Here is a 26,415-nt window from a genome sequence, read left to right as displayed (position 1 = left end):
GATTTGGGTCCGGACCAGCCGAGTTGGTAGCCTGGTGAGTCGGTGCTGCTGCAGTCCGCGGTGGCGCACCGAACCGGTCGAACCGAATCCGGGTGGATTCGACACCGGTCACCGATGACGCGGGACTGAAACAACCAGGAGTATCTCCATGGCATTGACTGCCGAGCAGAAGAAAGAAATCCTCACCGAGTACGGCCTGCACGAGACCGACACCGGTTCGCCCGAGGCTCAGGTCGCACTGCTGACCAAGCGCATCACCGACCTCACCGAGCACCTCAAGGAGCACAAGCACGATCACCACAGCCGTCGTGGTCTGCTGCTGCTCGTCGGTCGTCGTCGTCGCCTGCTCAAGTACGTCGCCAAGGTCGACATCGCGCGTTACCGCTCGCTGATCGAGCGCCTCGGCCTGCGTCGCTGAGACCGTCCGGCACGGCCGGATACCACGACCTCACGAACCGGTCATCTCCCATGCGGGGGTGACCGGTTCGGCGTTTCCTACTGCGCGATCACGCGATGATAGGCTGATGGGCGGAACGTTGCAGATATGTGCGTCCACAAGCATGACGAAGAGTCAGATCGGTCCTCGGTAGTGGCCGCCGGAATCACCAGCTGATTCCGGCCGCTTCGATCGAAGGCCGTCTGAGCACCACGGATCACATGAGGCTGATCCGGGCATGCAGTGGCCATGTCCCGCGATGTTCTGGGCCGGTAGCGGCGCTACGCGCGCCCCGGTGCGCGGCATCCGCGTCGCGCAGATCATCGGGAGTGCGCGGCGGTATGTCGCTTCCCGGTCCCAATCCGCATATACGGGCCGCTGTCGCGGCCACCATCACGATCGCGTCGAATGCGATCGGCACGAAGGGATTCATAGCCCACATGACAGATGTCACATCCACCGAGGTCGTCGAGGAATTCGACGACGCGATCACCGAGGCGACGGCCGTCATCGACAACGGCAGCTTCGGCACCCGCACCATCCGGTTCGAGACCGGACGTCTCGCGCTGCAGGCCGCCGGTTCGGTGACCGCCTACCTCGACGACGAGACCATGCTGCTGTCGACCACAGCGGCATCGAAGCACCCCAAGGAGCACTTCGACTTCTTCCCGCTCACCGTCGACGTCGAAGAGCGTATGTACGCCGCCGGACGCATCCCCGGCTCGTTCTTCCGCCGCGAGGGTCGCCCGTCGACCGACGCGATCCTCACCTGCCGCCTGATCGACCGCCCGCTGCGTCCGTCGTTCGTCGACGGCCTGCGCAACGAGATCCAGGTCGTCGTCACGGTCCTGAGTCTCGATCCCAAGGATCTCTACGACGTCGTCGCGATCAACGCTGCCTCGGCGTCGACCCAGCTCGCGGGCCTGCCGTTCTCCGGCCCCGTCGGCGGTGTGCGTGTCGCGCTCATCCCCACGGAGGAGAACAAGGCAGGCCAGTGGGTCGCGTTCCCGACCGTCGAGCAGCTCGAAGGCGCCGTATTCGACATGGTCGTTGCGGGCCGCGTGGTCGAGGGCGGCGACGTCGCGATCATGATGGTCGAGGCCGAGGCCACCGAGAACGTCATCGACATCGTCGCAGGCGGCGCGCAGGCACCGACCGAGACCATCGTCGCCGAGGGGCTCGAGGCCGCAAAGCCGTTCATCGCGCGTCTGTGCGAGGCGCAGAAGTCGCTCGCGGATGCTGCCGCGAAGGAGACCGCCGAGTTCCCGCTGTTCCCGCCGTACGAGTCCGACGTCTACGACGCCGTCTCCGCTGCAGCCACCGAGCGTCTCTCGCAGATCCTCACCATCCCAGGCAAGCAGGAGCGCGACGATAAGACCGACGAGCTCAAGGCCGATATCCTCGCCCAGCTCGGCGAGCAGTTCGAGGGCCGCGAGAAGGAGATCGGCGCGGCATACCGCTCGGTCACCAAGAAGCTCGTGCGCCAGCGCATCCTCACCGACCACTTCCGCATCGACGGCCGCGGTATCACCGACATCCGGTCGCTGTCGGCCGAGGTCGCCGTGATCCCGCGCGCACACGGTTCGGCGCTGTTCGAGCGTGGCGAGACCCAGATCCTCGGCGTCACCACCCTCGACATGGTCAAGATGGCCCAGCAGATCGACTCGCTGGGACCCGAGACCTCCAAGCGTTACATGCACCACTACAACTTCCCGCCGTACTCGACCGGTGAGACCGGTCGCGTGGGATCGCCCAAGCGCCGCGAGATCGGCCACGGGGCGCTCGCCGAGCGGGCTCTCGTGCCGGTCATCCCGAGCGTCGAGGACTTCCCGTACGCCATCCGTCAGGTGTCGGAAGCGTTGGGCTCCAACGGTTCCACCTCGATGGGTTCGGTCTGTGCGTCGACCATGTCGCTGCTCAACGCCGGTGTGCCGCTGCGCGCGCCGGTCGCGGGTATCGCGATGGGTCTCGTTTCCGACACCGTCGACGGCGAGACCCGCTACGTGGCGCTCACCGACATCCTCGGCGCCGAGGATGCCTTCGGCGACATGGACTTCAAGGTCGCGGGCACCAAGGACTTCGTCACCGCGCTGCAGCTCGACACCAAGCTCGACGGCATCCCGTCGAAGGTGCTTGCCGGTGCGTTGAGCCAGGCCAAGGACGCGCGCCTGACCATCCTGGACGTGATGGCCGAGGCCATCGACGAGCCCGACGAGATGAGCCCGTACGCGCCGCGGATCACCACCATCAAGATCCCGATGGACAAGATCGGCGAGCTGATCGGCCCCAAGGGCAAGACGATCAACGGCATCACCGAGGAGACCGGCGCGAACATCTCCATCGAGGACGACGGCACCGTGTTCATCGGCGCTGCGGACGGTGTGTCGGCGCAGGCTGCGATCGACAAGGTCAACGCCATCGCCAACCCGCAGCTGCCCAAGGTGGGCGAGCGCTTCCTGGGCACCGTGGTGAAGACCACTGCCTTCGGCGCGTTCGTGTCGCTGCTTCCGGGCCGCGACGGTCTGGTGCACATCAGCAAGCTCGGTAAGGGCAAGCGCATCAACAAGGTCGAGGATGTCGTGAAGGTCGGCGACAAGCTTCAGGTCGAGATCGCCGACATCGACGAGCGCGGCAAGATCAGCCTCATCCCGGTCGACGACACCAAGAGCGACGCACAGTCCGACGCTCCGGCGGACGACAAGGACAAGGCATCGGCGGAGGCCTGATCTGCTGACGTAGCGGCGTGCTCGCCGCGAGAATTCGACGGCCCGTCGTTCACAATGGTGTGGACGACGGGCCGTCGTCGTGGTCGAGGCCGCTGGTGGTGGTCGATGGTCGTGAGATGAGACGAGGAGATGTCGATGGCGGAGGTCGGTCACGGCGACGTCGTCGTCGACAAACTCACGGTCCCGCACCGTCGGGAGTCGTCGGGCACAGGGGACGCAACGGTCGACAGTCTCATCCGATCCGAGCCGTTGCTCGGCACGCCGGACATGTCGGTGCGACAGGCAGCGCAACTCATGACCGAACGCAACCGTGATCACGTGCTGATCCCGTTGCACGACAATGGTTTCGGCGTGATCACCGATGCACTCATCCGCGAGCGGGTGGTAGCCGCGGGTGTATCCGCCGACACCGCCGTGACGACGCTCATCGATCGCCGCGCGCCCGTCGTCGCGCCGCACGTCGCGGCGTCGGACGCGTTGACCACGATCCTCGAGAACGATCTGACCGCGCTGCCGGTCGTCGACCCTGGTGGCACCGTGCGCGGTGTGGTCGCGCCGTCGGACTTCGTCGCCGCCCCCGGTGGCCCGAGTGTGGCTCTGCGCGAGCAGATCTCGCGAGCGCGCGATATCGCCGAACTACAGGAACGCGCGTCGCGGGTGCCCTACCTCGTCGCCGATCTGGTGCGGCGTGAGCAGCCGGCCCATTCGGTGACCACCATGGCCTCACTGGTCACCGATGCCGCGGTGCGACGGGCGCTCGAGTTGGTTCTGGCCTCGCACCCTCAGCTCGATCCGGCACGGTTGACGTGGATGTCGTTGGGCAGCAATGCGCGTCGGGAGACGGTGCTCAGCTCGGACATAGATTCGGCGGTGTCGTTCTCCGACGACGTCACACACGAAGAGGTCCGTGCATACCGGGCAGCATTCGGTGAGGTCGACGACGTGCTGCGCGGCGGTGGTATGGTCGTCGACGACAACGGCGCCGTGGCCTCGATGCCACTGTTCTCGCGCACACACTCCGGGTGGCGGACCGCCGCGCGGACGTGGCTGGCGGAGCCGTTGGAGAACAAGGGCATGATTCTCACGTCGTTGATGATCGACGCCCGTCCCATCTGGGGTGACGAAGGGCTGCCCGCCGTCGGCGAGGTGTTCGGCGACCTCCGTCGTCATCGCGGCACACTCAATCTCTTACTCGCGGAAGCCCTTGCCACCAGGGCGAAGATGCGGTCGGTGCGAGACATGTTGACGCGGCGCGGCGACGAGTTCGACATCAAACAGCACGCGATCGGTCCACTGGTCAACTTCGCCAGATGGGCAGCGCTGTCGGTCGGATCGACACAGCTCGACACCCGGGGTCGGCTGCGTGCTGCGTCGGGCAGTGAACTACTGCCCGACGATCAGGCGGAGACACTCGTGGAGGTGTTCGAGGTCCTGCAGCGGATACGCCTGAACTATCAGGTCGCGCAGTTCGACAGGGGTGAACCGGTGAGCGACGTGCTGGAGATGAAGCGTCTGTCGCCGCTTGACCGAAGTATGGTGGCGCAGGCCGTCCGCGAGATCGCAGGGGTGCAGCGTCGAGCAGCCAATCGTGCGCACTATATGCCTGTAGGGTCGTCGGACTGACTGACTGACAACTCCTGGAGGTGTGGCGCGCGGTGTGCCTGATCCTGTTCGCGGTCGACGTCGATCCGCGGTACCCGCTGTTGCTTGCGGCCAACCGGGACGAGATCTACTCGAGGCCTACCGAGGGCATCCACCGCTGGGGTGATCTCCCGATCCTCGGTGGCCGCGACCTGACCGCCGGCGGTACCTGGATGGGTGTGTCGACCACGTCGCCGGAGCGGATGGCGGCCGTGACGAATGTGCGCCTCGGTGAACCCGAGGTACTGCCCGACAAACGATCACGTGGCGATCTTCCTGTCGAGTTCCTCGTTGGCGACGCCACGCCACGGCAGGCGGCCGAGAGCCTCGTCGAGCATGCGGACGAGTACGCGCCGGTCAATCTCCTTGTGGCCGACGGCGTCGACGTCTGGTGGGCGACCAACGCACCTGAACCGCAGGTCAAGGTGGTGCCGCCGGGGTGGCACGGTCTGTCCAATGGTGTCCTCGACAGCAACTGGCCCAAGGTGACCGACGGGGTCCGACGATTCGAGCGGGTCGCCACGGAGCCGGATGCAGTACCGGACGACTATCTCGCGATGCTCGACGACCGGCGGTTGGCCGACCCCGCTCGGCTGCCCGACACCGGCATCGATCCCGAGCGTGAGCACCAACTCTCAGCGATGTTCGTCGATATGGATGGCTATGGCACGCGGGCGTCGTCGGTGCTGCGGATGGGTCGAGACGGTCGTGGTGACCTGACCGAACGTCGGTTCAACGAGGGGAAGGCCGCCGCGACCACGGTGCTGCGATGGTGAGCATGGGCAACCGCCGGGCCCGAGGAGATCTCGGGTCCGGCGGTCTCGCGATGGAGGTTGTGGTCAGTTGGTGCTGAACGGGTTGTGCTCGGCGGGGATGTCGAGTGCCGCACCGACCTCGGCGTTGAACAGCTTTCCCGCGTGCGTGCTCAGACCACCGGCGAGCGCTGCGTTCTCCGACAATGCCTGCTCCCACCCCTTGTCGGCGAGTTGCAGCACGTAGGGCAGGGTCGCTCCGGTGAGGGCCTGTGTCGACGTACGGGCGACCGTGCCGGGCATGTTGGCGACGCAGTAGAACACGCTGTCGTGCACGGTGAAGGTCGGATCGTCGTGGGTGGTGGGGCGTGAATCCTCGAAGCAGCCGCCCTGGTCGATTGCGATGTCGACGAGCACCGAGCCCGACTTCATCTGCGCGACAAGACTGTTGGGGACGAGCACGGGCGCCTTGGCGCCGGGGACGAGCACCGCGCCGATCACGAGGTCGGCCTGCTTGACGGCCTCGGCGAGTACGAGCGACGTCGAGTAGCGGGTGTGGACGCGGCCGCCGAACCGAGCGTCGACGGCGCGCAACTTGGCGATGTCGAGGTCGAAGACGGTGACCTGTGCGCCCATGCCGACGGCGATGGTTGCGGCGTTGACGCCGCTGACACCCGCTCCGATGACGACGACGTCGGCGGGTTCGGTGCCGGGGACACCGCCCATGAGCACACCGCGTCCGCCCTCGGAACGCATGAGGTGGTAGGCCCCGACCTGGGGAGCGAGTCGGCCTGCGACTTCACTCATCGGCGCCAGCAGCGGCAGCGAGCCGTCGGCAGCGCGCACCGTTTCGTAGGCGATCGACGTGGTGCGCGACGCCAACAGTGCGTCGGTGCAGGGGCGGCTGGCCGCGAGGTGCAGGTAGGTGAAGAGGGTTTGGCCCTCGCGCATCAGGTCGTACTCGGCCTCGACCGGTTCCTTCACCTTCAGGAGGAGGTCGGCCTGCTCCCAGATGGCGGCAGCGGTGTCGAGGATCTGTGCCCCCGCGGCCTTGAAGTCGGTGTCGTCGATGGCCGAACCGAGCCCGGCGCCTGCCTGGATGACGACGTCGTGGCCGCGCTTGGTCAGCTCGGCCACACCGGCGGGCGTGATCGCGACGCGATACTCGTTGTTCTTGATCTCTGTGGGGATGCCGATACGCATCAGGTGCTCCTTGACGTTCATATAAGAGGGCGATGTCGGTGCGCTTCGGGAGCGCGGGTGGTGGCTCGAATCGGGGCGCTACTCTGCGCTGAACACCTTCAAGCGTGAAGGAACGTCGAAGAGGGCACAATGTGGATGAGGAAAGTTCTGTAGAAGTGTCAGTATGGCGAAGAATCGTCGAGAGGGAGAGTTGTGATGGCCGCCACGCCGAAGGATGTTCGGGCGATCGAGCTCGACGCCACCGACCGTGAACTCCTGCGAGTGCTGCAACTCGACGCACGCATTCCGAACAGTGAGCTCGCAGCGAGGGTGGGGATCGCGGCGTCGACAGCGCACGGCCGCGTTCGACGCCTCGTCGACGCCGGCGTCATTCGGGGATTCTTCGCCGACGTCGACCCGGCTGCGGTGGGACGTCCGTTGCGCGCGATGGTCGCGGTGAGCCTGCAGTCGGACGCGCGTGGACAGATTCGGCAGTTCGTCGGCGAGATCGCGCGCCGCGACGAGGTGATCGACGTGTTCTTCCTCGCCGGTGCCGACGACTACCTGTTGCACGTCGCGACCGCCGACACCGAGGCCCTCCGGACCTTCGTCGAGATGCTCAACGCGCGGCGCGAGGTCGCGGGGACGACAACCTCCCTGGTCTTCGACCACCAACGCGGCGATGCGCCGATCTACTGAGGTGTGTGGTCTGTGCCGTAGTCCGGTGCCACCTGGTGACACCGGACTACGGCACACGGGTGCGTGTGCGGCATGACCGGTCGGGAACGGACCTTCTCGCGCACTAGACTCGGACGGGAATGTTCGACCGCGGGCGCGAGGAGAGGCATCGATGAGTGACGAGATCAGAGTGGGCGTGTTCGGCAGTGGGGGCAAGGTCGGGCAGGCCATGGTCGACGCCGTCGAGGCAGCCGACGACCTGGTCTTCACCACGGGCGTCGACAAGGGCGACGACCCGACGGCCTTCGTCGACGCCGACACCTCCGTCGTCATCGACTTCACACATCCGAGCGTCGTGATGGACAACCTGAAGTTCTTGATCGACAACGGCATTCACGCCGTCGTCGGAACCACGGGCTTCACAGCCGAACGTCTTGATCAGGTACGCGCGTGGCTGTCGGAGGCGCCTGGGGTCGGCGTGCTCATCGCTCCCAACTTCGCTATCGGCGCGGTCCTGTCGATGCGTTTCGCGCAGCAGGCGGCTCGGTTCTTCGAGTCAGTCGAGGTCATCGAGTTGCACCATCCGCACAAGGCCGACGCGCCGTCGGGCACGGCGTACCGAACCGCGGCGCTGATCGCCGAGTCCCGTGCGCAGGCGGGTGTCGGACCGAGCCCCGACGCCACGACCGACGAACTCCCCGGGGCACGAGGTGCCGTCGTCGACGGTGTCCATGTGCACTCGGTGCGCCTCGCGGGGCTCGTCGCGCACCAGGAAGTGCTGCTCGGCACGCAGGGAGAGACCCTGACCATTCGCCACGACTCGATCGACCGCAGTTCGTTCGCGCCCGGAGTGCTGCTCGGTGTGCGGCAGATCGGCAGTCGGCCGGGCCTGACCGTCGGCCTCGACGAATTGATGGACCTGTAGTCGCCATGTCCGCCGACCCGAGCAAGCCCAAGAAGGATCCGACGCAGCGTGACGCCCGACCGATCGTGTGGATGATCGGGTTCCTCGTCGTCGCGATGATCGTGTACTTCGTGCTGCTCGGTCGGACCGGCGTGCAACTGATCGCGCACGGCGGGGTGGTCGCCGTGGGGCTCGGCATCGGCGTGCTGATCCTGCCGTTCCTGGGTGCGTGGCTCATCTACTCGACGCTGCGTGCGGGCCTCGAACACCAGCGACTCGCGCGGATCATGGCGGAGGAGGGTCGTGAACTCGACGTCTCCGAGCTGCCGCGTCGACCGTCCGGACGGATCGAGCGCGACGCTGCGGACGAGTTGTTCGCGCAGGTCAAACAGGAATGGGAAGCGAACCCCTCCGACTGGCGAAGCACCTACCGAATCGCCCGTGCCTACGACTACGCGGGTGATCGGTCGCGCGCGCGGGAGATGATGAAACGCGCCGTGGCCCAATTCCACGGACGTGAACAGCGGAACAGCGCATGAGCGAGACCCTCCGCGCGCTGTTGGACGCCGAGCAACTCTGGGCAGACGCGCTCGCGCAGGTCGGTCCCGCGGCTCTCGATCGACCCAGCGGTGCTGACGCCTGGACCAACCGCGAACTGATCAATCACGTCATCGGCGGAGGCCACCGATACGCGATGCTGCTGGCCGGCGCGAGTGCTGCAGACGTCGACACAACCAGAGACGCCGACTACATCCTGGACGACCCCGTCGGGGAGTTCTGGAGCTACGAGACCATGCTGCGCGAATCCGCCGCCGTCGCCGACCTCGGCGCGCTCGTGGATCATCGCGCGGGGCCCCGTACGGGAGAGGAACTGCTCATCCTGCGTGCAATGGACCTCACCGTGCACACCTACGACCTGAGCGTGGGCATCGGCATCCGGTGGGAACCGTCGGAGGCCCTGGCAGAGTACGTCCTCGCCGACGCAGCGTCGATCGTCGAGCAACTCCGCGGACTCGGTCTGTTCGGACCGGCCGTCGAGTACGCGGCTGTCGATGTCGGCTCGTCGAACGCGGCCGAGAGGCTGTTGGCATTCACGGGACGGTCGCGATGACCCGACTGTTGATCGTCCATCACACTCCGTCGCCGCACTGCCAGGCGATGTTCGAGTCCGTGGTCTCCGGTGCGACCGACCCCGAGATCGACGGCGTGGAGGTCGTTCGCAAAGCGGCACTGGAGGTTTCGCCCTCGGACATGCTTGCTGCCGACGGCTATCTGCTGGGCAGCCCTGCGAACCTCGGCTACATCTCCGGGGCCCTCAAACACGCCTTCGACGTCTGCTACTACCCGATTCTCGACTCCACCAGGGGCCGGCCGTTCGGGTTGTACCTGCACGGCAACGAGGGAACCGAGGGTGCGGAGAACGCCGTCGACCGCATCACCGCAGGGCTCGGCTGGGAGAAGGCCGCCGAGTATGTGGTCGTGTCCGGTCCGCCGTCGAAGCCTGATCTCGAGGCCTGCTGGGAGCTGGGGGCGAGCGTCGCGGCACAGCTGATGTGAGCCGCTGAGTCCGGCATGGTTCGATCTGTGCCATATCGGATGACTCGAGCGTCGAATCCGTCGATGCGGTGCAAAAATTCAACTTTCCGCATCAGGTGAGCGCCGCGATCAGGCGAGCACGCACCTGATCGACTGTTGGGAGGCGCTGTGTCGAGGTCTGCATCGTGATCGCCCGCGCGATCGGAGACGTCTTGCCGATCGCCGTCGCCGTGGCGATCAGTCCGGTGGCGATCATCACCGGCGTCGTGCTCCTGTTGTCGGAGCATGGTCGTGGCAAGGCCGCACTGTTCGCCATCGGGTGGGTCGTCACACTCCTGATCGTCACCGGCGTCGCGGTCGCCATCACCGACGTCGCCGAGGAGGATGAGCCCACTGCCACCGAACACGGTGTGCAGATCTTCACCCTCGTGCTCGGGCTGTTCTTCCTTCTTCTCGCGGTGATGTCCTGGCGCAACCGACCTGCGCCGGGCGAGCCGGCGAAGGAGGCCAAGCTCCTCGCGCGCGTCACCGCGATGTCGGGACTGGCGGTCCTGGCTCTCGGCCTGATCGAGGGCATCGCGATCGTCAAGAACGTACCGCTCAGTCTCGGCGCCGGTGCACGGATCGCCGAGGACACCCAACGAGGTGCGTCGGCATGGGTGGTGCTCGTGATCTACGTGCTGATCGCCAGTATCGGCATACTGCTCCCGCTACTGATCGCCGTCGTCGGCGGACACCGTCTCGATCCGGCTCTGAGCAACTTCCGGCAGTGGCTCGAGGACAACATCTCGCCGATCACGATCATCACACTTCTCGTCGTGGGCGCCTACTTCGTCGGGAAGGGTCTGGCGATCTTCTCGTGATCGCCGATCACCGTTGCGCCCTCGAACCGCTCGGCGAGCAATGCGCTGATCTGCACCTGGCGGGTCAGGAACTCGCGCTCGTCAAGCTTCTTTCGGCGCATCCACGTGGTGACCTCGGTGTTGCATTTGCTGGCATTGCACGATCGGCAACAGGGGACGACGTTCGTCAGGGTGTAGCGCCCGCCGCGGGAAATCGCCAGCATGCAATCACGCTGCAGCGCAGCGCCTTCGGCGCCGCAGTACGCACACCCGCCCCAGGCCTCGCGCAGCGCGATCCACTGGTCGGGCGTGAGATCGTTGGACTGCGCAGCCACTCGGGCTCGACGCCGCCGTGCATAGCGATTGGCGCGGGTGCGTGGGCGGGGTGGCATGAGCTCAGACTAGCCTCGACGCCTCACGTGTCACTTCCGCCACACCGCGGACGACGCGGTGCGTGCGGTGAGGGCGCGGTCGTCGGCGCGCATACCTGGCCCGTGGTCGCTTCGTCCTAGACTGGCAGCCGTGAGTACGGCCATTCGCGACTTCCGACCGACCGAGCCCATCCCGACCCCATACGAGGATCTTCTGCGTCTGGTGATGGACACCGGCACGCCCAAGGCCGACCGCACCGGCACGGGAACGCGCAGTCTGTTCGGGCACCAACTCCGCTACGACCTCAGCCAGGGTTTCCCCTTGATCACCACCAAGAAGGTGCATCTGAAGTCGATCATCTACGAGTTGTTGTGGTTCCTCAGGGGCGACTCCAACGTGCGGTGGCTGCAGGACCGTGGCGTGACGATCTGGGACGAGTGGGCCGACGAGAACGGTGAGCTCGGCCCCGTCTACGGCGTCCAGTGGCGGAGCTGGCCGACGCCGACCGGTGACCACATCGACCAGATCACTGCCGCACTCGAGACCCTGCGGACCGATCCGGATTCGCGCCGCAACATCGTGTCGGCATGGAACGTGGGGGAGATCCCGCAGATGGCGCTACCGCCGTGTCACGCGTTCTTCCAGTTCTACGTCGCCGACGGCACGCTGTCGTGTCAGCTCTATCAGCGCAGTGCCGACCTGTTTCTCGGTGTTCCGTTCAACATCGCGTCGTACGCCCTGCTGACGCACATGATGGCTCAGCAGGCGGGTCTCGAGGTCGGCGAGTTCGTGTGGACCGGCGGTGACTGCCACATCTACGACAACCACGTCGACCAGGTGGAGCTGCAACTCTCGCGCGACCCCTATCCGTATCCCACCCTGCGGCTCCGTGAGCGCGAGTCGATCTTCGACTACGAGTACGACGACGTCGAGGTCCTCGACTACCGGTCACACCCGGGGATCAAGGCGCCCGTCGCAGTCTGATTCCCGGTCGTCACGTTCGCGGTCGGGGCGAGCGGGCCTGTCGGACCGCGGCGGTACTCTCACTGCATGGCCACCGTCATCACACTCGTCTGGGCGCAGGATCGGGTCGGCGCCATCGGGCGTCACAACTCGATTCCCTGGCGCGTACCCGAGGACATGCGACGCTTCCGCGAACTGACGGGCTCCGACCCGGTGGTGATGGGGCGGAAGACCTGGGAGTCGCTACCCGAGCGGTTCCGCCCGCTACCCGAGCGTCGCAACATCGTCATCACCCGCAACCATGACTACATCGCGTCGGGCGCAGAGATCGCAGATTCGCTGCGTGAGGCTCTCGACCGGATCGTCGGAGCTGTCACCGTCATGGGTGGCGGAGCGATCTACGAGGCAGCCATGGAACATGCCTCGCAGTTGCGCATCACCGAGATCGACCTGCTCGTCGACGGTGCCGACGCGTTCGCACCCGAGATAGACCCGTACGCCTGGGAGGTTGCGGAGACCACCGCGTGGCAGACGTCGTCGGGCGGTCTGCGGTACCGCTTCGTCGACTATCTCCGACATGGCGCGGCGGCCGACATACGCCGAGGAGCCTGACCGTCGCCACGATGACACCTCCGCAGATCTCGGCCGCGCAGGCGGCTCGAATCGCGCTCGACGCACAGTGTTTCGGGCGACGGGCACCGGCCGCCGAGGTGACGCGCAGACAAGTGTCGCGGGTGATCGAACGCACGCGCCTGATCCAGATGGATTCGGTGAACATCGCCGTGCGCGCTCACTATCTACCGCTGTTCTCGCGACTCGGTCCGTACGACCGCACACTCCTCGACCGCGCGGCCTGGCATCCGGGTCGGGCCAGGCGAATGCTCGTCGAGTACTGGGCACATGAGGCCGCGCTGATCCCGCTCGATGATTGGCCGCTGTTCGGTTGGCGGATGGAGGAGTACCGCGACGGACGGTACCGCCATACGCGGGAACTGATGCGTGACAACCGGGCGCTCGCTGCCGACATCCGTGCACTGATCGCCGACATCGGACCGGCGACGCCGCGCCTCATCGAGAACCACCTGGGAATCGAACGCGAACCCAGTGCGCCGGGCGGCTGGTGGAATCGGGGCGACGTGAAGCATCTCTGCGAGGCGATGTTCGCCTCGGGCGAGTTGTCTGCGGTGCGCGACGCGAACTTCGGCAGGCACTACGACCTCACCGAACGTGTGGTCGGCGACGTCGCGCAGCGTCGAATCGGCAGGGCCGATGCACACCGCGCACTGGTGACGCGCGCGGCCCGTGCGCTTGGAGTCGCGACGGTCCCCGACCTCGCCGACTACTACCGTCTCAAGAACGACGATGTGCGCAGAGCAGTTGAAGAACTCACCGAAGGCGGTGAGCTGCAACAGTTGTCGGTACACGGATGGAAAGAGTCGGCGTACGTGCACGAGTCGACTCCGATCCCGCGTCGGATCGCACGTGCCGACGAACGGTCGACGCTGCTGTCGCCCTTCGACCCGTTGGTGTTCTTCCGACCGCGCGCCGAGCGGCTGTTCGGCTTCCGCTACCGCATCGAGATCTACGTGCCGGAGCACAAGCGGGTCCACGGCTACTACGTCCACCCCTATCTGCTCGGCGACGAGATCGTCGCCCGCGTGGATCTCAAAGCCGACCGTGGTGCGGGTGTGCTCCGGGTGCCCGCGGCCCACCTCGAGGCGGGGCAGGACGCCGATCGGGTCGCTCGCAGGCTCGCCGCCGACCTGGAGGTCACCGCGCACTGGCTCGGTCTCGACGACGTCGAGATCGGTGACCGGGGAGATCTCGCCAGTCGGTTGGCAGGTGCGGCGTCGGCCACAACAACATGACATGCTGTGTCCGGCTTTGGGACAATCCACCGAGCATTCACCACGGCACACATTCACCGCACTGCAGAGTTCACGAGGGGTACCGATGACGGTCACGCACGACGGGCGCACTTACCAACTGGTCATGTTCGACCTCGACGACACGCTGGCACCATCGAAGAGCCCGATGGACGACTCCATGGTCGAGGTGTTCGGCCGACTGCTCGAGCGCAGTATGGCCTGCATCATCTCGGGTGGGCGGTTCGAGCAGTTCCAGGTCCAGGTGCTCGATCGGCTCGGGGACACCGTGAATCGCGCCAACCTCCACCTCATGCCCACGAACGGCACACAGTACGTCCGTTGGGACGGCTCTGAGTGGACGACTGTGTACGCCGAATACCTCACCGACGACGAAAAACAGCGCACCTTGACCACGCTGGAGACCGGCGCCAAGGAACTCGGCCTCTGGGAGACCGAGACCTGGGGTCCGGTGCTGGAGGATCGAGGAAGTCAGATCACGTTCAGCGCGTTGGGGCAGGCCGCGCCGGTCGACGCCAAGAAGGCATGGGATCCCGACGGCCGCAAGAAGGAATCGCTGCGCGCCTACGCGGCGGAGCGTCTTCCCGACCTGGAGGTGCGTAGCGGAGGCTCGACGTCGGTCGATGTCACTCGGAAGGGCATCGACAAGTCGTACGGTGCGCGGCGACTGATGGAAATCCTCGACCTCACCGTCGATGACATCCTCTTCTACGGTGATCGACTCGACGAGGGCGGCAACGACCGTCCGGTGATGGAATTGGGCATCACCTCGATCGGGGTGACCGACTGGCACGACGCGCTGGGCAAACTCAACGCACTACTCGACGAGTAGGACGTCGGCTCATGCGTCGGTGGACGGGTACGTCGACGCAGCGGGCCGATGCTTTCCGAACTCGACGAGCCCCTCGATCTCCGCAGCCAGCGACACCAGCAACAGCTCGCTGTCGGCAGGCCCGACGAGCTGGGCACTCTGCGGTAGGCCAGTCCCGTCCAGACCGATGGGAATCGCAGCCGCAGGATTGCCGAGGACGTTCCACGGCGACGTGAACGACGACGTCGCCGACGCCGCTCGGAGCACCCCCACGAAGCCGTGCCGGTCGAGTTGGCCCACCTCGACCGCGGTGGTCGGTGTAGTCGGGGTGAGCAGGACGTCGAAGTCGGCGAACAGTTCGTGGAGGAACGTCGAGGCAATGCGATCGGCCTGCCGCTCTGCCCGTTGAACCCCGCGCCGAGCGACACGGCCCACGCGTGCGATGCGTCGCGTGTGTTGTTCGAGCAGTGTCGGATGCTCCACCCGCTCCGCCTCCTCGGCGACACCGGTGGCGACCTGCACCGAGAACGGGACGGAGAGGAGCGGGTAGTCGGGATCGGATTCGGTGACAGTGTGTCCCGCGTCGCGCAGACGATCGGCGAGAAGGTGAAGCGCCGCAACCGATTCGGAGTCGGCGGCTGGGCCGCCCAGTGGTCCGTCGCCTGCCGGGTTCTGCGTCGACATGCGAATTCTGAGGCGCTCGGGTGGGCGCGTCGCCGCGTCGAGGAACGAGCCCGACAGTGGTTCTGCGTGGAATCTGTCGACCGCGGTCGTGCCGGAGATCACGTCGTAGATGAGCGCGCTGTCGGCAACGGTGCGCGTCAGCGGGCCGAGCGTGCCCAGCGCGCGCCACAGATCGCGGTTGGGTGACGTGCTGACTCTGCCTCGCTGCGGCTTGAGTCCGAACAGGCCACACCAACTCGACGGCAGCCGGATCGAACCACCCCCGTCGCCGCCGATACCGGCAGCGACCATGCCCGACGCGACTGCGGCCGCCGTACCGCCACTCGATCCGGCAGGGGAGCGCTGCGGGTCCCACGGGTTGCGGGTCCACCCGTGCGCGGCGGTTTCGGTGTAGGGCCAGATACCGAATTCGGGCATCCGGGTCTTGCCGATGATCACGGCGCCCGAGGTGCGCAGACGCCGGACCACCTCGGAGTCGGCCGTCGCCGGTGTGGTCACCGACGCGCCGCCGTAGGCGGTCGGTACACCGCGGACGTCGTTCTCGTCCTTCACCGCGATCGGGACCCCGTGCAGGGGGCCAGGTTGCGTGCCGTCCCGAAGCGCGGCGTCGAGCCGGTCTGCCTCCGACCGGGCCTCGTCGTGCAGGACCGCGGAGAACGCATTGAGCGGCGGATCGAGGCGGGCGATCTGTGCCAGACAGTGCTCGACGAGCTCACGGGAGGTGATCTCGCCCTGGGCAACCCAGGAGCGCTGGTCGTGGACGGAACTGAAATTCAGGTCGGGCATTCGACCATCGTCCCCGTTCCGAGAGCACGCCGTACGGTGAAACTCCGAACGACCTGTGTTGTGTGACGGGGTCGGTGGGGTGGGCGGGCCGAGGTGATCACGCTGGTGGACAATCGTTGATGCCCGACAGGTGAGAGGAGGCGACATGGCGGACATGGTGCCGTTGAAGGTGCAGATGGTGGCCGCGACCGCTTTCAACCCGCCCGAAGACGTCCCGTGGAGCACCGACGCCGACGGCGGTGAGGCGCTCGTCGAGTTCGCCGGCCGAGCCTGCTATCAGAGCTGGGACAAACCCAATCCACGCACCGCGACCAACGCCGGATACCTGCGACACATCCTCGAGGTGGGGCACCTGTCCCTGCTCGAGCACGCGAACGTCACGTTCTACATCACCGGCATCTCACGCTCGTGCACGCACGAACTGATCAGGCACCGCCACTTCTCGTACTCGCAGCTCTCGCAGCGCTTCGTGCCCGAGCACGATTCCAACGTGGTCGCGCCGCCCGCGATCAAGGGAGATGCACACCTCGAGGCGTTGTTCACCGCGGCGACCGATGCCAGCCGCAAGGCATACGGTGAGTTGCTCGATGCCCTCGAGGCGAAGTTCGCCGACGTCCCCAACGCGATCCTGCGTCGCAAACAGGCACGGCAGGCCGCACGCTCGGTTCTACCCAACGCGACCGAGACGAAGATCGTCGTCACCGGTAACTACCGGGCGTGGCGACATTTCGTCGGAATGCGTGCCACCGAGCACGCCGACGTCGAGATCCGCCAACTCGCCGTCGAATGCCTGCGTCAACTCATGGACGTCGCACCGACCGTGTTCGGCGACTTCGAGATCGGCACCCTCGCCGACGGAACCGAGGTGGCGACGTCACCGTTCGTGCTCGAAGGCTGAGCACAAGGCGCACGTGAGGCCCCCGGTGTCCGGTGGCGCCGATGTCACGGCGTGGCCAGTTCGTTCACCGACGAATGGCCACGGTAGCCTTGACCACCATGAACGCAGGAGCTGAGCAGCTGCCCACGCATCCCTTCGGGACCAATGTGGTGGCCATGGTGACCCCCTTCCGCACCGACGGCTCGCTCGATCTGGACAAGGCCGCTGAGCTGGCAGATCACCTCGTATCCAAGGGATGCGATGGGCTCGTGGTGTCGGGGACGACCGGCGAATCCCCGACGACCACCCCCCAGGAGAAGCTCGACCTCCTGCGCGTCGTGCTGGACGTGGTCGGCGACCGCGCCCGCATCACCCAGGGAGCGGGAAGCTACGACACCGCGGAGAGCATCCGCTTCGCCCAGGCATCAGAGCGTGCAGGCGCGCACGCGCTCCTCGTCGTCACCCCCTATTACTCCAAACCGCCGCAGGCCGGACTGCTCGCCCATTTCCGGGCTGTCGCCGACTCGACGTCGCTTCCGGTTCTGCTCTACGACATTCCGCCGCGCTCTGTGGTCCCGATCGCCAACGAGACACTGATCGCACTCGCCGAGCACCCGCGAATCAGGGGCGTGAAAGACGCCAAGGGGGATCTGCACTCTGCGGCGGGCATCATCGCCACGACCGGATTGGAGTATCTCTCCGGTGAGGATGCGCTGAACCTGCCATGGCTCTCGGTGGGTGCGAGCGGCTTCGTCAGCGTCATCGGACATCTGGTTCCCGACCGGCTGCGCGACATGCAGATCGCCGTCGAAAAGGGTGATCTCCCCACGGCACGAGCGATCAACACCTCGATGCTGCCGTTGGTCAACGCGATGGGACGACTCGGAGGCGTGACCATGGTCAAGGCGTCGCTCCGGGTCCTCGGACTCGACGTCGGGGATCCGCGTCTGCCGCAGGTGCCCGCTACCGGTCCTCAGATCGAAGCGTTGATCACCGACCTCCGTGCGGCAGGGGTGTTGTCCTGATGGCCGCACCGCGTCGACGCAGCGCCTCCCGCAAGGCCGGACCGCCCACTCCCGTCGAGGAGCGTCCGGTACAGACAACGGCTCCCGCCCAGTCGGCCCCCAGCCAGCCCGCTGCCACCCAGTCGGCCCCCAGCCAGCCCGCTGCCACCCAGTCGGCTCCGGCACAGCAGAGCGGCCGGGCGTCCGGGGACCAGAACCAGGGCCGCGGACGGCGTCGCGGTCGCCACGAGCGCAAAGACGACACGCAGGGTGCCGCGGGCAAGCAGTCCGGATCGCAAGCACAGCCGGCGCGGCGTGAGTCCGTTCCCGTCGACCCGGCCGTCGATCGGCTCGGCACCCCGCGCAAGCTCCCACGAGGTGGACTGCGGGTCGTCGCGCTCGGCGGTATCGGCGAGATCGGCCGGAACATGACCGTTTTCGAATACAACGGCCGGCTTCTCATCGTCGACGCCGGAGTCCTGTTCCCCGAGGACGCGCAGCCCGGTGTCGACCTGATCCTGCCCGACTTCCGTTACATCGAGGACCGCATCGACGACGTCGAGGCCGTTGTCCTGACGCACGGTCACGAGGACCATATCGGCGCAGTCCCGTTCCTGCTGCGCCTGCGCAGCGACATTCCGGTCGTGGGCGCGAAATTCACGCTCGCGCTGGTCGATGCCAAGTGCAAAGAACATCGCCTGCGGCCCAAGCTCGTCGAGGTACGTGAGGGGGATCGGCTCGACTACGGACCGTTCGACCTCGAGTTCTTCGCGGTCAACCATTCGATCCCCGACGCGTTGGCTGTCGCGATCCGGACACCGGCAGGCCTGGTGCTGCACACCGGCGACATCAAACTCGATCAGCTGCCACTCGACCACCGACTCACCGACCTCGCCGGATTCAGCCGGCTCGGTGACGAGGGTGTCGACCTGTTCCTCGTCGACTCCACCAATGCCGAGGTGCCCGGTTTCGTCACACCCGAACGTGAGATCGGCTCCGTTCTCGACCAGGTGATCGGCAAAGCGAAACAACGCGTGATCGTCGCCTCCTTCGCCAGCCACGTGCACCGAATCCAGCAGATCATCGACGTCGCGCACGCGCACAACAGGCGTGTCACGTTCGTCGGACGGTCGATGGTGCGCAACATGCAGATCGCACAGGATCTCGGCTACCTCCACGTGCCCGACGGCGTCGTCGTCGACATGGACACCGCCGCAACGCTTCCGGATCACCGGCTCGTACTGATCTCCACGGGTTCGCAGGGTGAGCCGCTGTCTGCGCTGTCGCGGATGGCGCGTGGCGAGCACCGACAGATCAACATCCGGGCCGACGATCTCGTGGTGTTGGCGTCGTCGCTGATCCCGGGCAACGAGAACTCGGTGTTCGCCGTGGTCAACGGTCTCGCGAAGCGCGGCGCCACTGTCATCACGCAGCAGAACGCCAAGGTTCACGTGTCCGGACACGCGTCGGCGGGGGAACTGCTCTACCTCTACAACGCGGTGCGTCCGACGAATGCGATGCCCGTCCACGGTGAGTGGCGCCACCTGCGTGCCAACGCCGCGCTCGCGGTCGCGACTGGCGTGCACCCTGATCGCGTCATGCTGGCCGAGGACGGTGTCGTCGTCGACCTCGTCGACGGTCGGGCCGAGATCGTCGGGCGCGTGCCCGTCGGTCACGTGTACGTCGACGGTCTGTCGGTCGGAGATGTGGGGGAATCGACCCTGTCGGAACGTCTCGTGCTCGGCGAGGGTGGATTCATCGCGATCACCGTCGCGGTCGACACCGCAACGGGACGGCCGGTCAGCCCACCCGAGGTGTCCGGACGCGGATTCTCCGACGATCCGGAGGCGCTCAAGGAAGCCGCCGGGCTCGTCGATCAGGCACTCGATTCGCTTGCGGCAGAGGGTGTCACCGATACGCATCGGATCGCACAGACGATTCGCCGCGTCGTCGGCCGGTGGGTGGCCGACACCTACCGTCGACGCCCGATGATCGTGCCGACCGTGCTGGCCGTCGGGTCCTGACGACAACTCGGCCGGTCCCGGCTGCCGCAGGCATACGCGTGCCGATATGCTCTGTGCGGCCCGCGAATTCGTGGGAGGCGACGGGGCACAGGCCCTGCCGGGACGTGACAGAAAGCCCGAAAGGCCACCAGTGACTTCTCGCTCGACTGCCGGCTTCTTCTCCCGTGGAACCTCGTCGCGGACGATCGGCCGCAGAGTTGTGGTCGCCGCCACCGTGGTGACCACCGCGATCCTCCCACTGGGGGCCGTCACGGCAGCCCGGGTGCAGGCCGCGCCGACCGTCATGCCCGCGCACACCATTCCGGCGCCGCTCGCCATCTCGGTGCCAGACGTCGCCAACGCGCGCACCTTTGCCAACTACACGACCGAGACCGGAATGCGCATCTCCGACAAGGTCATTCGCAGCGCCAACCTCTCGACCCTGACCCCCGCGGGCATCACGGCCCTGCAGCGCCACGGTGTGCGCTCGATCATCGACCTACGCACTCAGCTCGAGGCTGCGGTCCAGCCGGACAAACCCGTGCCCGGTGCCACCCGCCGGAACCTCGACGTCCTCGGTGCGGTGCCTGCGTCGTATCTGGTGGATCTGCCGAACGCGTACAGCGCTTTCGTCACCGACCCCCACGCGCGCGAGGCATTTCGTGCGTCGCTGCTCGACATCAAGGACACCGTGACAGCGGGCGGGAGCGTGCTGTTCCACTGCAGCGCGGGCAAGGACCGCACCGGCTGGCTCGCCGCCGTCCTGCTGACGATCCTCGGCGTCGATCGACAGGTCGTCGATGCCGACTACCTCGCGAGCAACAGCTTCCGTCATGCGTCACCGAATGATCCACTCAACGGGGTCAACATCGGTTGGCTGAACGCGTCGTTCGCAGCAGCGGACAAGACCTACGGCAGCTTCGACGGCTACGTCCGCAAGGGACTTCGGCTGTCGGATGCCGACATCGCCGGACTCGAGAAGGCGCTGCTGCGTCCCTCGATCTGAGGGGGTCACGACGGCGACGTGGTTAGGCTTGAAGCGTGACCCTTGCTCAGTCTGAACGCGCTGCCCTCGTCGACACCCTGCGGAAGGTGGGCCCCGACGCGCCCACCCTGTGCGGAGACTGGGATGCGCGCGCTCTCGCAGCTCATCTCGTCATTCGCGAACGCAGGCCCGACGCCGCGCTCGGCATCATGGTGAGTCCGCTGGCGGGGCACACCGAGAAGGTCCAAGCCGACACCGCGGCGCAGCCGTGGCCCGACCTGGTCGAAAAGGTCGCCGAGGGTCCGCCGTGGTACTCGATGTTCAGTCTCGTCGACCGATGGGTCAATCTCGCCGAGATGTTCATTCATCACGAGGACCTGTTGCGTGGCGGAGCCGATCCCGACGGTCCGTGGACTCCGCGGTCTCTTCCCGACGACATGACGCACGCGCTGGGGACAACGCTCAAGGGCATAGGACGTATGACGCTTCGCTCGTTGCCTGCGCGGGTGACCTTCGTGACACCCGACGGCGCCACCGCCCTCGTCGCCGGGTCCGGGCCGCCGGTGACAGCCACCGGTGCGGTCGGCGAACTGTTGTTGTTCGCCTATGGTCGTGCCCCCGTCGTCATCGACTGGGAGGGTGACCCGGACGCCATCGCAGCGGTCAAGGCGACGACTCGCTCGGTCTGAACACCCGGCGCCTGTGGGCGCGAGTCCGGCAAGGGTTACGAATTCGACACACAGTTGTGTTGCCTGTGTTGTGCATGTGACTCAGGAGATAGGTGACCACTAGTCTGTCCCTATGGCTTCAAAGGCAGGCACGGGAACCCGCGCGGCCGCGTCACGCGCGACCAGCGGACAGCGTGCGTCGGGGGGACGGGCGTCGGCTCGCGGACAGGGCACGGGCACACGTAGTTCACGCACCCCGACCAGCGGTTCGGGTAACGGACGCCGCGCACAGGGATCGCGCTCGTCGGCGACGGGCACGTCCCGCCGTTCAGCGCAGTCGACCTCGCGCCGCGAGTCCGCAGACATCAGTCGGCGGTCCGCAGGCGCGGTGGTCGGCAGGGGAGTGGGCCGTGGAGTCGGCGGTGCGTGGTCGCTTCTCGCGCGTGGGGTGGGCTCCGTTGCCCGTGCGGGAAGTGGAGGTGCCGCCCGTGGTGGCGCCGCAGCCGTGGTCGACGAGGACGTCGTCGACTCCGACGGCGACTATCTGACCTCTGACGACGTCAGTGAATCGCGTGCGCGCACGTCGGTCACCTCGGGCGGTCACACGCACCGACGAGACGGTGTCGGGTTGGCGCTCCTCGCGCTGGCTCTGCTCGTCTCGGTGGGAGTCTGGGTCGGTGCCGGTGGCCCGGTGGGTGCCTTCATCGACGCCCTGATCCGTGCTGTCGTCGGCACCGCGGCTCTGCTGGTTCCCGTGGCGCTCGCCGCCTCGGCGATCGTCCTGATGCGGCGCGGCCCCAATCCGGACAAGCGTGCCCGTTACATCGGGGGCGCGCTGCTCATCGTCCTGCCGCTACTGGGTCTGATGCATCTCGTCGCCGGCGCACCGGAAGACCTTCCCGGCCGATCCCGTGCCGGCGGATTCGTCGGGTATGTGGTGGGAACCCCGCTCACCGCCGGTGTGACGGCCTGGGTGTCTGTGCCGATTCTGGTGCTGTGCATGGCTTTCGGCGTCCTCATCCTGTCCGGGCGTACGGTACGTGAGGTCGTCGACGGAGCACTGGGTTGGCTGGGACTCGGTGGCAGCCACTACGACGACGATGGTCTCCCGTGGGATGACGACGTCGACGACGCGGAATTCGACGACGCGGAATTCGACGATCCCGACAGCGACGACGACCTCGGCGATCCGTCACGTGGCTGGTCGTCGAGCGCTTGGTCGCCGTCGGCGCCCCGCTCGACCGATCCCTACGACAACTATCCGCCCGATGACGGGTCGGCCCCGCGCTCGCGCCGACGAGGCGCGCGCTCGGACAGGCGTAGCGCCCCGATCGAGGTGCCCGCGTCGACCACCGACACCAGCGACGCGCCCACGGACAATTTCGACGACATGCTCACCGAGCCCGTCGTCGACGAGGTCACCGAGCAACTCGCGCGACCTGCTGCGGCTACAGCCCGTAAGCGCGGAAGCGAGGTCACCAAGACGCGGGCACGGCAGACCTCACGGCCCGCCGAGCCCGTAGCGCCGGAGGCCGACAGCGCAGCGGATCCGGACGCTCTCGTCGTCACCGACGTCGAGGGTGACTACCGCCTGCCACCAGCCACGCTGCTCGTCGACGGTGACCCGCCCAAACGCGGCAGCCAGACCAACGACGACATGATCGACCGCATCACAGGCGTTCTCGAGCAGTTCAAGATCGACGCCGCGGTGACCGGTTACACCCGCGGCCCCACTGTGACCCGATACGAGGTCGAACTCGGCCCCGGGGTGAAGGTGGAGAAGATCACGGCACTGCAGCGCAACATCGCCTACGCGGTCGCCACCGACAACGTGCGCCTGCTGGCGCCGATCCCGGGCAAGTCCGCGGTGGGTATCGAGGTGCCCAATTCCGATCGCGAGATGGTCCGCCTCGCCGACGTATTGAAGTCGCCGTCGACCCGCAAGGATTCGCATCCGCTGGTGATCGGACTCGGCAAGGACATCGAGGGCGATTTCGTCAGCGCCAATCTCGCGAAGATGCCACACCTGTTGGTCGCGGGCTCCACGGGTTCGGGTAAGTCGAGCTTCGTGAACTCGATGCTCGTTTCGTTGCTCACGCGGGCCACACCCGAGCAGGTGCGGATGATTCTCATCGACCCGAAGATGGTGGAGCTCACGCCGTACGAGGGCATCCCGCACCTGATCACACCGATCATCACCCAGCCGAAGAAGGCAGCAGCCGCGCTCGCCTGGCTCGTCGAGGAGATGGAGCAGCGCTATCAGGACATGAAGTCCTCGCGGGTGCGTCACATCGACGACTTCAACGCCAAGGTCCGTTCGGGTGAGATCGCGACGCCGCTCGGGTCCGAGCGCGTCTACAAGCCCTATCCCTACATTCTGGCCATCGTCGACGAGCTCGCCGACCTCATGATGACCGCGCCCCGCGACGTCGAGGACGCCATCGTGCGCATCACCCAGAAGGCGCGTGCCGCGGGCATCCACCTGGTGTTGGCCACGCAGCGACCGTCCGTCGACGTCGTCACCGGTCTCATCAAGACGAACGTTCCCTCGCGACTCGCGTTCGCGACCTCGTCGCTCACCGATTCGCGCGTCATCCTGGACCAGCCGGGAGCCGAGAAGCTCATCGGCATGGGTGACGGTCTCTTCCTGCCGATGGGTGCCAACAAGCCGATCCGCATGCAGGGCGCGTTCATCACCGACGAGGAGATCGCAGCCGTCGTCGACTACACGCGTGAGCAGGCGGATCCGGAATACACCGAGGGGGTCACCACTGCCAAGGCCGGTGACAAGAAGGAGATCGACGGCGACATCGGCAACGATCTCGACGATCTGCTGCAGGCGATCGAACTGGTCGTGTCCAGTCAGTTCGGCTCGACGTCGATGTTGCAGCGCAAACTGCGGGTCGGATTCGCCAAGGCCGGTCGTCTGATGGATCTGATGGAAACCCGCGGCGTCGTCGGTCCAAGTGAGGGCTCGAAGGCGCGCGAGGTGCTCGTCAAGCCCGACGACCTCGCCGGGGTGATCGCATCGATCACCGGCGGGGGCGGCGACGAGGCCGAGGGCGAGTAGTCGACAGGCATGTCCGGCAAGTCGGATATGCCTGTGCGGGTGCTCCTGTTAAGGTGGTCGGCAGATCGAAGAGGGGAGTATCCCCATCTCGCAGCCCTTCCGTCAATACGGTCGAGAGGTCACACGATGCCGATCATCGTGCGGCGCTCCCGATCCGGATCGGCTGGTGCGGACATCGTCCGTACGGGAGAGACCTCTGGCATCGCAACCGTTGTGTGCTGCGCGCTGGAGGTAGATCGCTCTCATGAATGTTTCGCCCACCGTCTGGGCCATCACCTGTGTGGTGATCCTCGGACTCTTCGTCTTCGACTTCTTCGCCCACGTTCGGGTTCCACATGCACCGTCGCTCCGTGAATCGGGGACGTGGTCGGCGATCTACATCTCGATCGCCGTCCTCTTCGGACTGTTCGTGTGGTGGCAGTGGGGCGGCACCTACGGCGGCGAGTACTTCGCGGGCTATGTGACTGAGAAAGCGCTCTCCGTCGACAACTTGTTCGTGTTCGTGATCATCATGAGCAAGTTCGCGGTCCCGCGGGAGTATCAGCAGAAGGTGCTGCTGCTCGGCATCGTGATGGCGTTGGTCATGCGCGGTGCGTTCATCGCGGTCGGTGCCGCAGCCATCAACGCATACAGCTGGGTGTTCTACCTGTTCGGCGCGTTCCTCATCTTCACTGCGGTCAAACTGCTCCGCGAGAGCGACGATCCCGTCGAGCACGAGGAGGAGCGGGAGACCCGGCTCGAGCGCTTCCTCAAGAAGCGCCTGCGGACGAGCGACGAATACGACAGCGACAAGCTCTTCACCAGGATCGACGGCAAGCGGTGGGCCACGCCGATGCTGATGGTCCTCATCGTGATCGGGTTCACCGACGTGCTGTTCGCGCTCGACTCGATCCCAGCGATCTACGGGCTGACCCAGGAGCCGTATCTGGTGTTCACGGCGAACGCATTCGCGCTGATGGGTCTGCGTCAGCTCTACTTCCTGCTCGGTGGTCTGCTCGACCGGCTGGTGTTCCTGTCCTACGGACTCTCGTTCATCCTCGGCTTCATCGGCGTGAAGCTCGTTCTGCACGCCCTGCACGAGAACACGCTGCCGTTCGTCAACGGCGGGGAACACGTCGCGGTACCGGAGATCTCCACAGTCGTGTCGTTGTCGGTCATCATCGTGACTCTCGTCGTCACCACCGTCGCGAGCCTGCTGTGGTCCAGGCGCAAGGGTGCCTCGACGGACGAACCGGCGACCTGACGCGCGGTGCCGGTGGGTGCGCCGTGGGGCCTACTCCGTGAACGGGCCGTAGATCTGGGTGACCTCGACGACACGAACGCCGTCGATGGCCTGGTGCGCGTTGAACGGGTCATTCGCGATGAAGGCCTCGGCCTCGTCGAGGTCGCTGCCGCGCACAAGGATCAGGGCGCCCGAACCGTCGGGATACGGACCGGAGAACAGGACGTTTCCCGCGGAGAACTCCTCGGAGAGCCACTGGCGATGCAATGGCCTGTGCGCGTCGCGTGCAGCGGCCTTTCCGGGACCGTAGGTGTAGTGGATCGCGAAGATCGCCATGATTTCGCCTCGTCTCTCGTCTGTCGTCGGTCGAAGTGTGATCGGCTGACG

The 26,415-nt window shown here is 66.3% G+C and carries 26 protein-coding genes; 21 read left to right on the top strand and 5 right to left on the bottom strand.

Annotated features, from left to right (window positions below):
• Nucleotides 1-148: 148 nt before the first annotated feature.
• Nucleotides 149-418: a 30S ribosomal protein S15 gene (gene rpsO / locus LK459_RS23035; protein ID WP_005204469.1), complete on the top strand. Its 270-nt coding sequence runs from the start codon at nt 149-151 to the stop codon at nt 416-418.
• 235 nt (nt 419-653) lie between these two features.
• On the opposite strand, the gene LK459_RS23030 is transcribed toward rpsO, so the two are convergent.
• A complete protein-coding gene (locus LK459_RS23030) occupies nt 654-869 on the bottom strand; it encodes a hypothetical protein (protein ID WP_138985220.1) in 216 nt (71 codons plus the stop codon).
• Nucleotides 870-876: 7 nt separating this feature from the next.
• On the opposite strand from LK459_RS23030, the gene LK459_RS23025 reads away from it, so the two are divergent.
• From LK459_RS23025 to LK459_RS23015, 3 genes are all read left to right on the top strand, one after another.
• Nucleotides 877-3,162, top strand: coding sequence for a polyribonucleotide nucleotidyltransferase (locus LK459_RS23025; RefSeq protein WP_227921007.1), 2,286 nt, complete (start codon nt 877-879; stop codon nt 3,160-3,162).
• Nucleotides 3,163-3,297: 135 nt separating this feature from the next.
• Entirely contained in the window at nt 3,298-4,785 is a 1,488-nt protein-coding gene (locus tag LK459_RS23020) for a putative nucleotidyltransferase substrate binding domain-containing protein (protein ID WP_227921005.1), read from the top strand.
• 32 nt (nt 4,786-4,817) lie between these two features.
• A complete protein-coding gene (locus tag LK459_RS23015; protein ID WP_227921004.1) occupies nt 4,818-5,579 on the top strand; it encodes an NRDE family protein in 762 nt (253 codons plus the stop codon).
• A 63-nt stretch (nt 5,580-5,642) separates the two neighbouring features.
• Here the strand turns inward: LK459_RS23015 and ald are convergent, their stop codons facing one another.
• Entirely contained in the window at nt 5,643-6,758 is a 1,116-nt protein-coding gene (ald, locus tag LK459_RS23010) for an alanine dehydrogenase (RefSeq protein ID WP_227921002.1), read from the bottom strand.
• A 195-nt stretch (nt 6,759-6,953) separates the two neighbouring features.
• Here ald and LK459_RS23005 point away from each other — a divergent pair, with 195 nt between their 5' ends.
• The 6 genes from LK459_RS23005 (at nt 6,954) to LK459_RS22980 (ending at nt 10,718) form a co-directional block, all read left to right on the top strand.
• Complete coding sequence (locus tag LK459_RS23005; RefSeq protein WP_005172817.1) at nt 6,954-7,436, top strand: Lrp/AsnC family transcriptional regulator; 483 nt, start codon at nt 6,954-6,956, stop codon at nt 7,434-7,436.
• A gap of 151 nt (nt 7,437-7,587) precedes the next feature.
• The gene (dapB, locus tag LK459_RS23000; RefSeq protein ID WP_005172819.1) at nt 7,588-8,340 is read left to right on the top strand and encodes a 4-hydroxy-tetrahydrodipicolinate reductase; all 753 of its coding nucleotides are present in this window, start codon (nt 7,588-7,590) and stop codon (nt 8,338-8,340) included.
• 5 nt (nt 8,341-8,345) lie between these two features.
• Nucleotides 8,346-8,858 carry a hypothetical protein gene (locus LK459_RS22995; protein ID WP_007238135.1) on the top strand — a complete coding sequence of 171 codons (513 nt, stop codon included), beginning with the start codon at nt 8,346-8,348 and terminating at the stop codon, nt 8,856-8,858.
• On the top strand, nt 8,855-9,430 hold the full coding sequence (locus LK459_RS22990; protein WP_227921000.1) for a maleylpyruvate isomerase family mycothiol-dependent enzyme: 576 nt from the start codon (nt 8,855-8,857) through the stop codon (nt 9,428-9,430). The genes LK459_RS22995 and LK459_RS22990 overlap by 4 nt, the downstream gene beginning before the upstream one ends.
• Nucleotides 9,427-9,876 carry a flavodoxin family protein gene (locus LK459_RS22985; RefSeq protein ID WP_227920998.1) on the top strand — a complete coding sequence of 150 codons (450 nt, stop codon included), beginning with the start codon at nt 9,427-9,429 and terminating at the stop codon, nt 9,874-9,876. The genes LK459_RS22990 and LK459_RS22985 overlap by 4 nt, the downstream gene beginning before the upstream one ends.
• Before the next feature lie 164 nt (nt 9,877-10,040).
• The gene (locus tag LK459_RS22980; protein ID WP_227920997.1) at nt 10,041-10,718 is read left to right on the top strand and encodes a GAP family protein; all 678 of its coding nucleotides are present in this window, start codon (nt 10,041-10,043) and stop codon (nt 10,716-10,718) included.
• Here LK459_RS22980 and LK459_RS22975 read toward each other — a convergent pair.
• Nucleotides 10,682-11,089, bottom strand: a complete 408-nt coding sequence (locus LK459_RS22975) for an HNH endonuclease (RefSeq protein WP_227920995.1) — start codon at nt 11,087-11,089, stop codon at nt 10,682-10,684. The genes LK459_RS22980 and LK459_RS22975 overlap by 37 nt on opposite strands.
• A gap of 130 nt (nt 11,090-11,219) precedes the next feature.
• Between LK459_RS22975 and LK459_RS22970 the strand changes: the two genes are divergently transcribed.
• The 4 genes from LK459_RS22970 (at nt 11,220) to LK459_RS22955 (ending at nt 14,750) form a co-directional block, all read left to right on the top strand.
• On the top strand, nt 11,220-12,053 hold the full coding sequence (locus LK459_RS22970) for a thymidylate synthase (protein WP_227920993.1): 834 nt from the start codon (nt 11,220-11,222) through the stop codon (nt 12,051-12,053).
• Nucleotides 12,054-12,119: 66 nt separating this feature from the next.
• Complete coding sequence (locus LK459_RS22965) at nt 12,120-12,644, top strand: dihydrofolate reductase (protein WP_227920991.1); 525 nt, start codon at nt 12,120-12,122, stop codon at nt 12,642-12,644.
• A gap of 11 nt (nt 12,645-12,655) precedes the next feature.
• Nucleotides 12,656-13,900 carry a winged helix-turn-helix domain-containing protein gene (locus LK459_RS22960; protein WP_227920990.1) on the top strand — a complete coding sequence of 415 codons (1,245 nt, stop codon included), beginning with the start codon at nt 12,656-12,658 and terminating at the stop codon, nt 13,898-13,900.
• A gap of 85 nt (nt 13,901-13,985) precedes the next feature.
• Nucleotides 13,986-14,750: an HAD-IIB family hydrolase gene (locus tag LK459_RS22955; protein WP_227920989.1), complete on the top strand. Its 765-nt coding sequence runs from the start codon at nt 13,986-13,988 to the stop codon at nt 14,748-14,750.
• Nucleotides 14,751-14,759: 9 nt separating this feature from the next.
• Here the strand turns inward: LK459_RS22955 and LK459_RS22950 are convergent, their stop codons facing one another.
• The gene (locus LK459_RS22950) at nt 14,760-16,199 is read right to left on the bottom strand and encodes an amidase (protein ID WP_227920987.1); all 1,440 of its coding nucleotides are present in this window, start codon (nt 16,197-16,199) and stop codon (nt 14,760-14,762) included.
• Between the two features lie 145 nt (nt 16,200-16,344).
• Here LK459_RS22950 and thyX point away from each other — a divergent pair, with 145 nt between their 5' ends.
• The 7 genes from thyX to LK459_RS22915 all read left to right on the top strand — a co-directional run bounded on the left by thyX (nt 16,345) and on the right by LK459_RS22915 (nt 26,049).
• Nucleotides 16,345-17,097, top strand: a complete 753-nt coding sequence (thyX, locus tag LK459_RS22945; RefSeq protein ID WP_007238145.1) for an FAD-dependent thymidylate synthase — start codon at nt 16,345-16,347, stop codon at nt 17,095-17,097.
• Between the two features lie 98 nt (nt 17,098-17,195).
• Nucleotides 17,196-18,101 (top strand): 4-hydroxy-tetrahydrodipicolinate synthase, encoded by a 906-nt coding sequence (gene dapA, locus LK459_RS22940; protein ID WP_007238146.1) that lies wholly within the window; start codon nt 17,196-17,198, stop codon nt 18,099-18,101.
• Nucleotides 18,101-20,104 carry a ribonuclease J gene (locus LK459_RS22935; RefSeq protein WP_227920985.1) on the top strand — a complete coding sequence of 668 codons (2,004 nt, stop codon included), beginning with the start codon at nt 18,101-18,103 and terminating at the stop codon, nt 20,102-20,104. The genes dapA and LK459_RS22935 overlap by 1 nt, the downstream gene beginning before the upstream one ends.
• 46 nt (nt 20,105-20,150) lie before the next feature.
• A complete protein-coding gene (locus LK459_RS22930; protein WP_227920984.1) occupies nt 20,151-21,089 on the top strand; it encodes a tyrosine-protein phosphatase in 939 nt (312 codons plus the stop codon).
• Between the two features lie 35 nt (nt 21,090-21,124).
• Entirely contained in the window at nt 21,125-21,757 is a 633-nt protein-coding gene (locus tag LK459_RS22925) for a TIGR03085 family metal-binding protein (protein ID WP_227920982.1), read from the top strand.
• Nucleotides 21,758-21,869: 112 nt separating this feature from the next.
• Entirely contained in the window at nt 21,870-24,806 is a 2,937-nt protein-coding gene (locus tag LK459_RS22920; protein ID WP_227920981.1) for an FtsK/SpoIIIE family DNA translocase, read from the top strand.
• A gap of 244 nt (nt 24,807-25,050) precedes the next feature.
• Nucleotides 25,051-26,049 carry a TerC family protein gene (locus tag LK459_RS22915; protein WP_227920980.1) on the top strand — a complete coding sequence of 333 codons (999 nt, stop codon included), beginning with the start codon at nt 25,051-25,053 and terminating at the stop codon, nt 26,047-26,049.
• Nucleotides 26,050-26,079: 30 nt separating this feature from the next.
• On the opposite strand, the gene LK459_RS22910 is transcribed toward LK459_RS22915, so the two are convergent.
• On the bottom strand, nt 26,080-26,364 hold the full coding sequence (locus tag LK459_RS22910; protein WP_227920979.1) for a YciI family protein: 285 nt from the start codon (nt 26,362-26,364) through the stop codon (nt 26,080-26,082).
• Between the last annotated feature and the right edge of the window lie 51 nt (nt 26,365-26,415).

It is taken from the genome of Gordonia otitidis, assembly GCF_020735545.1.
GTDB lineage: Bacteria > Actinomycetota > Actinomycetes > Mycobacteriales > Mycobacteriaceae > Gordonia > Gordonia otitidis.
Note: the sequence above shows the minus strand (reverse complement) of the source record. Positions and strands in the feature narration are given on the sequence as shown.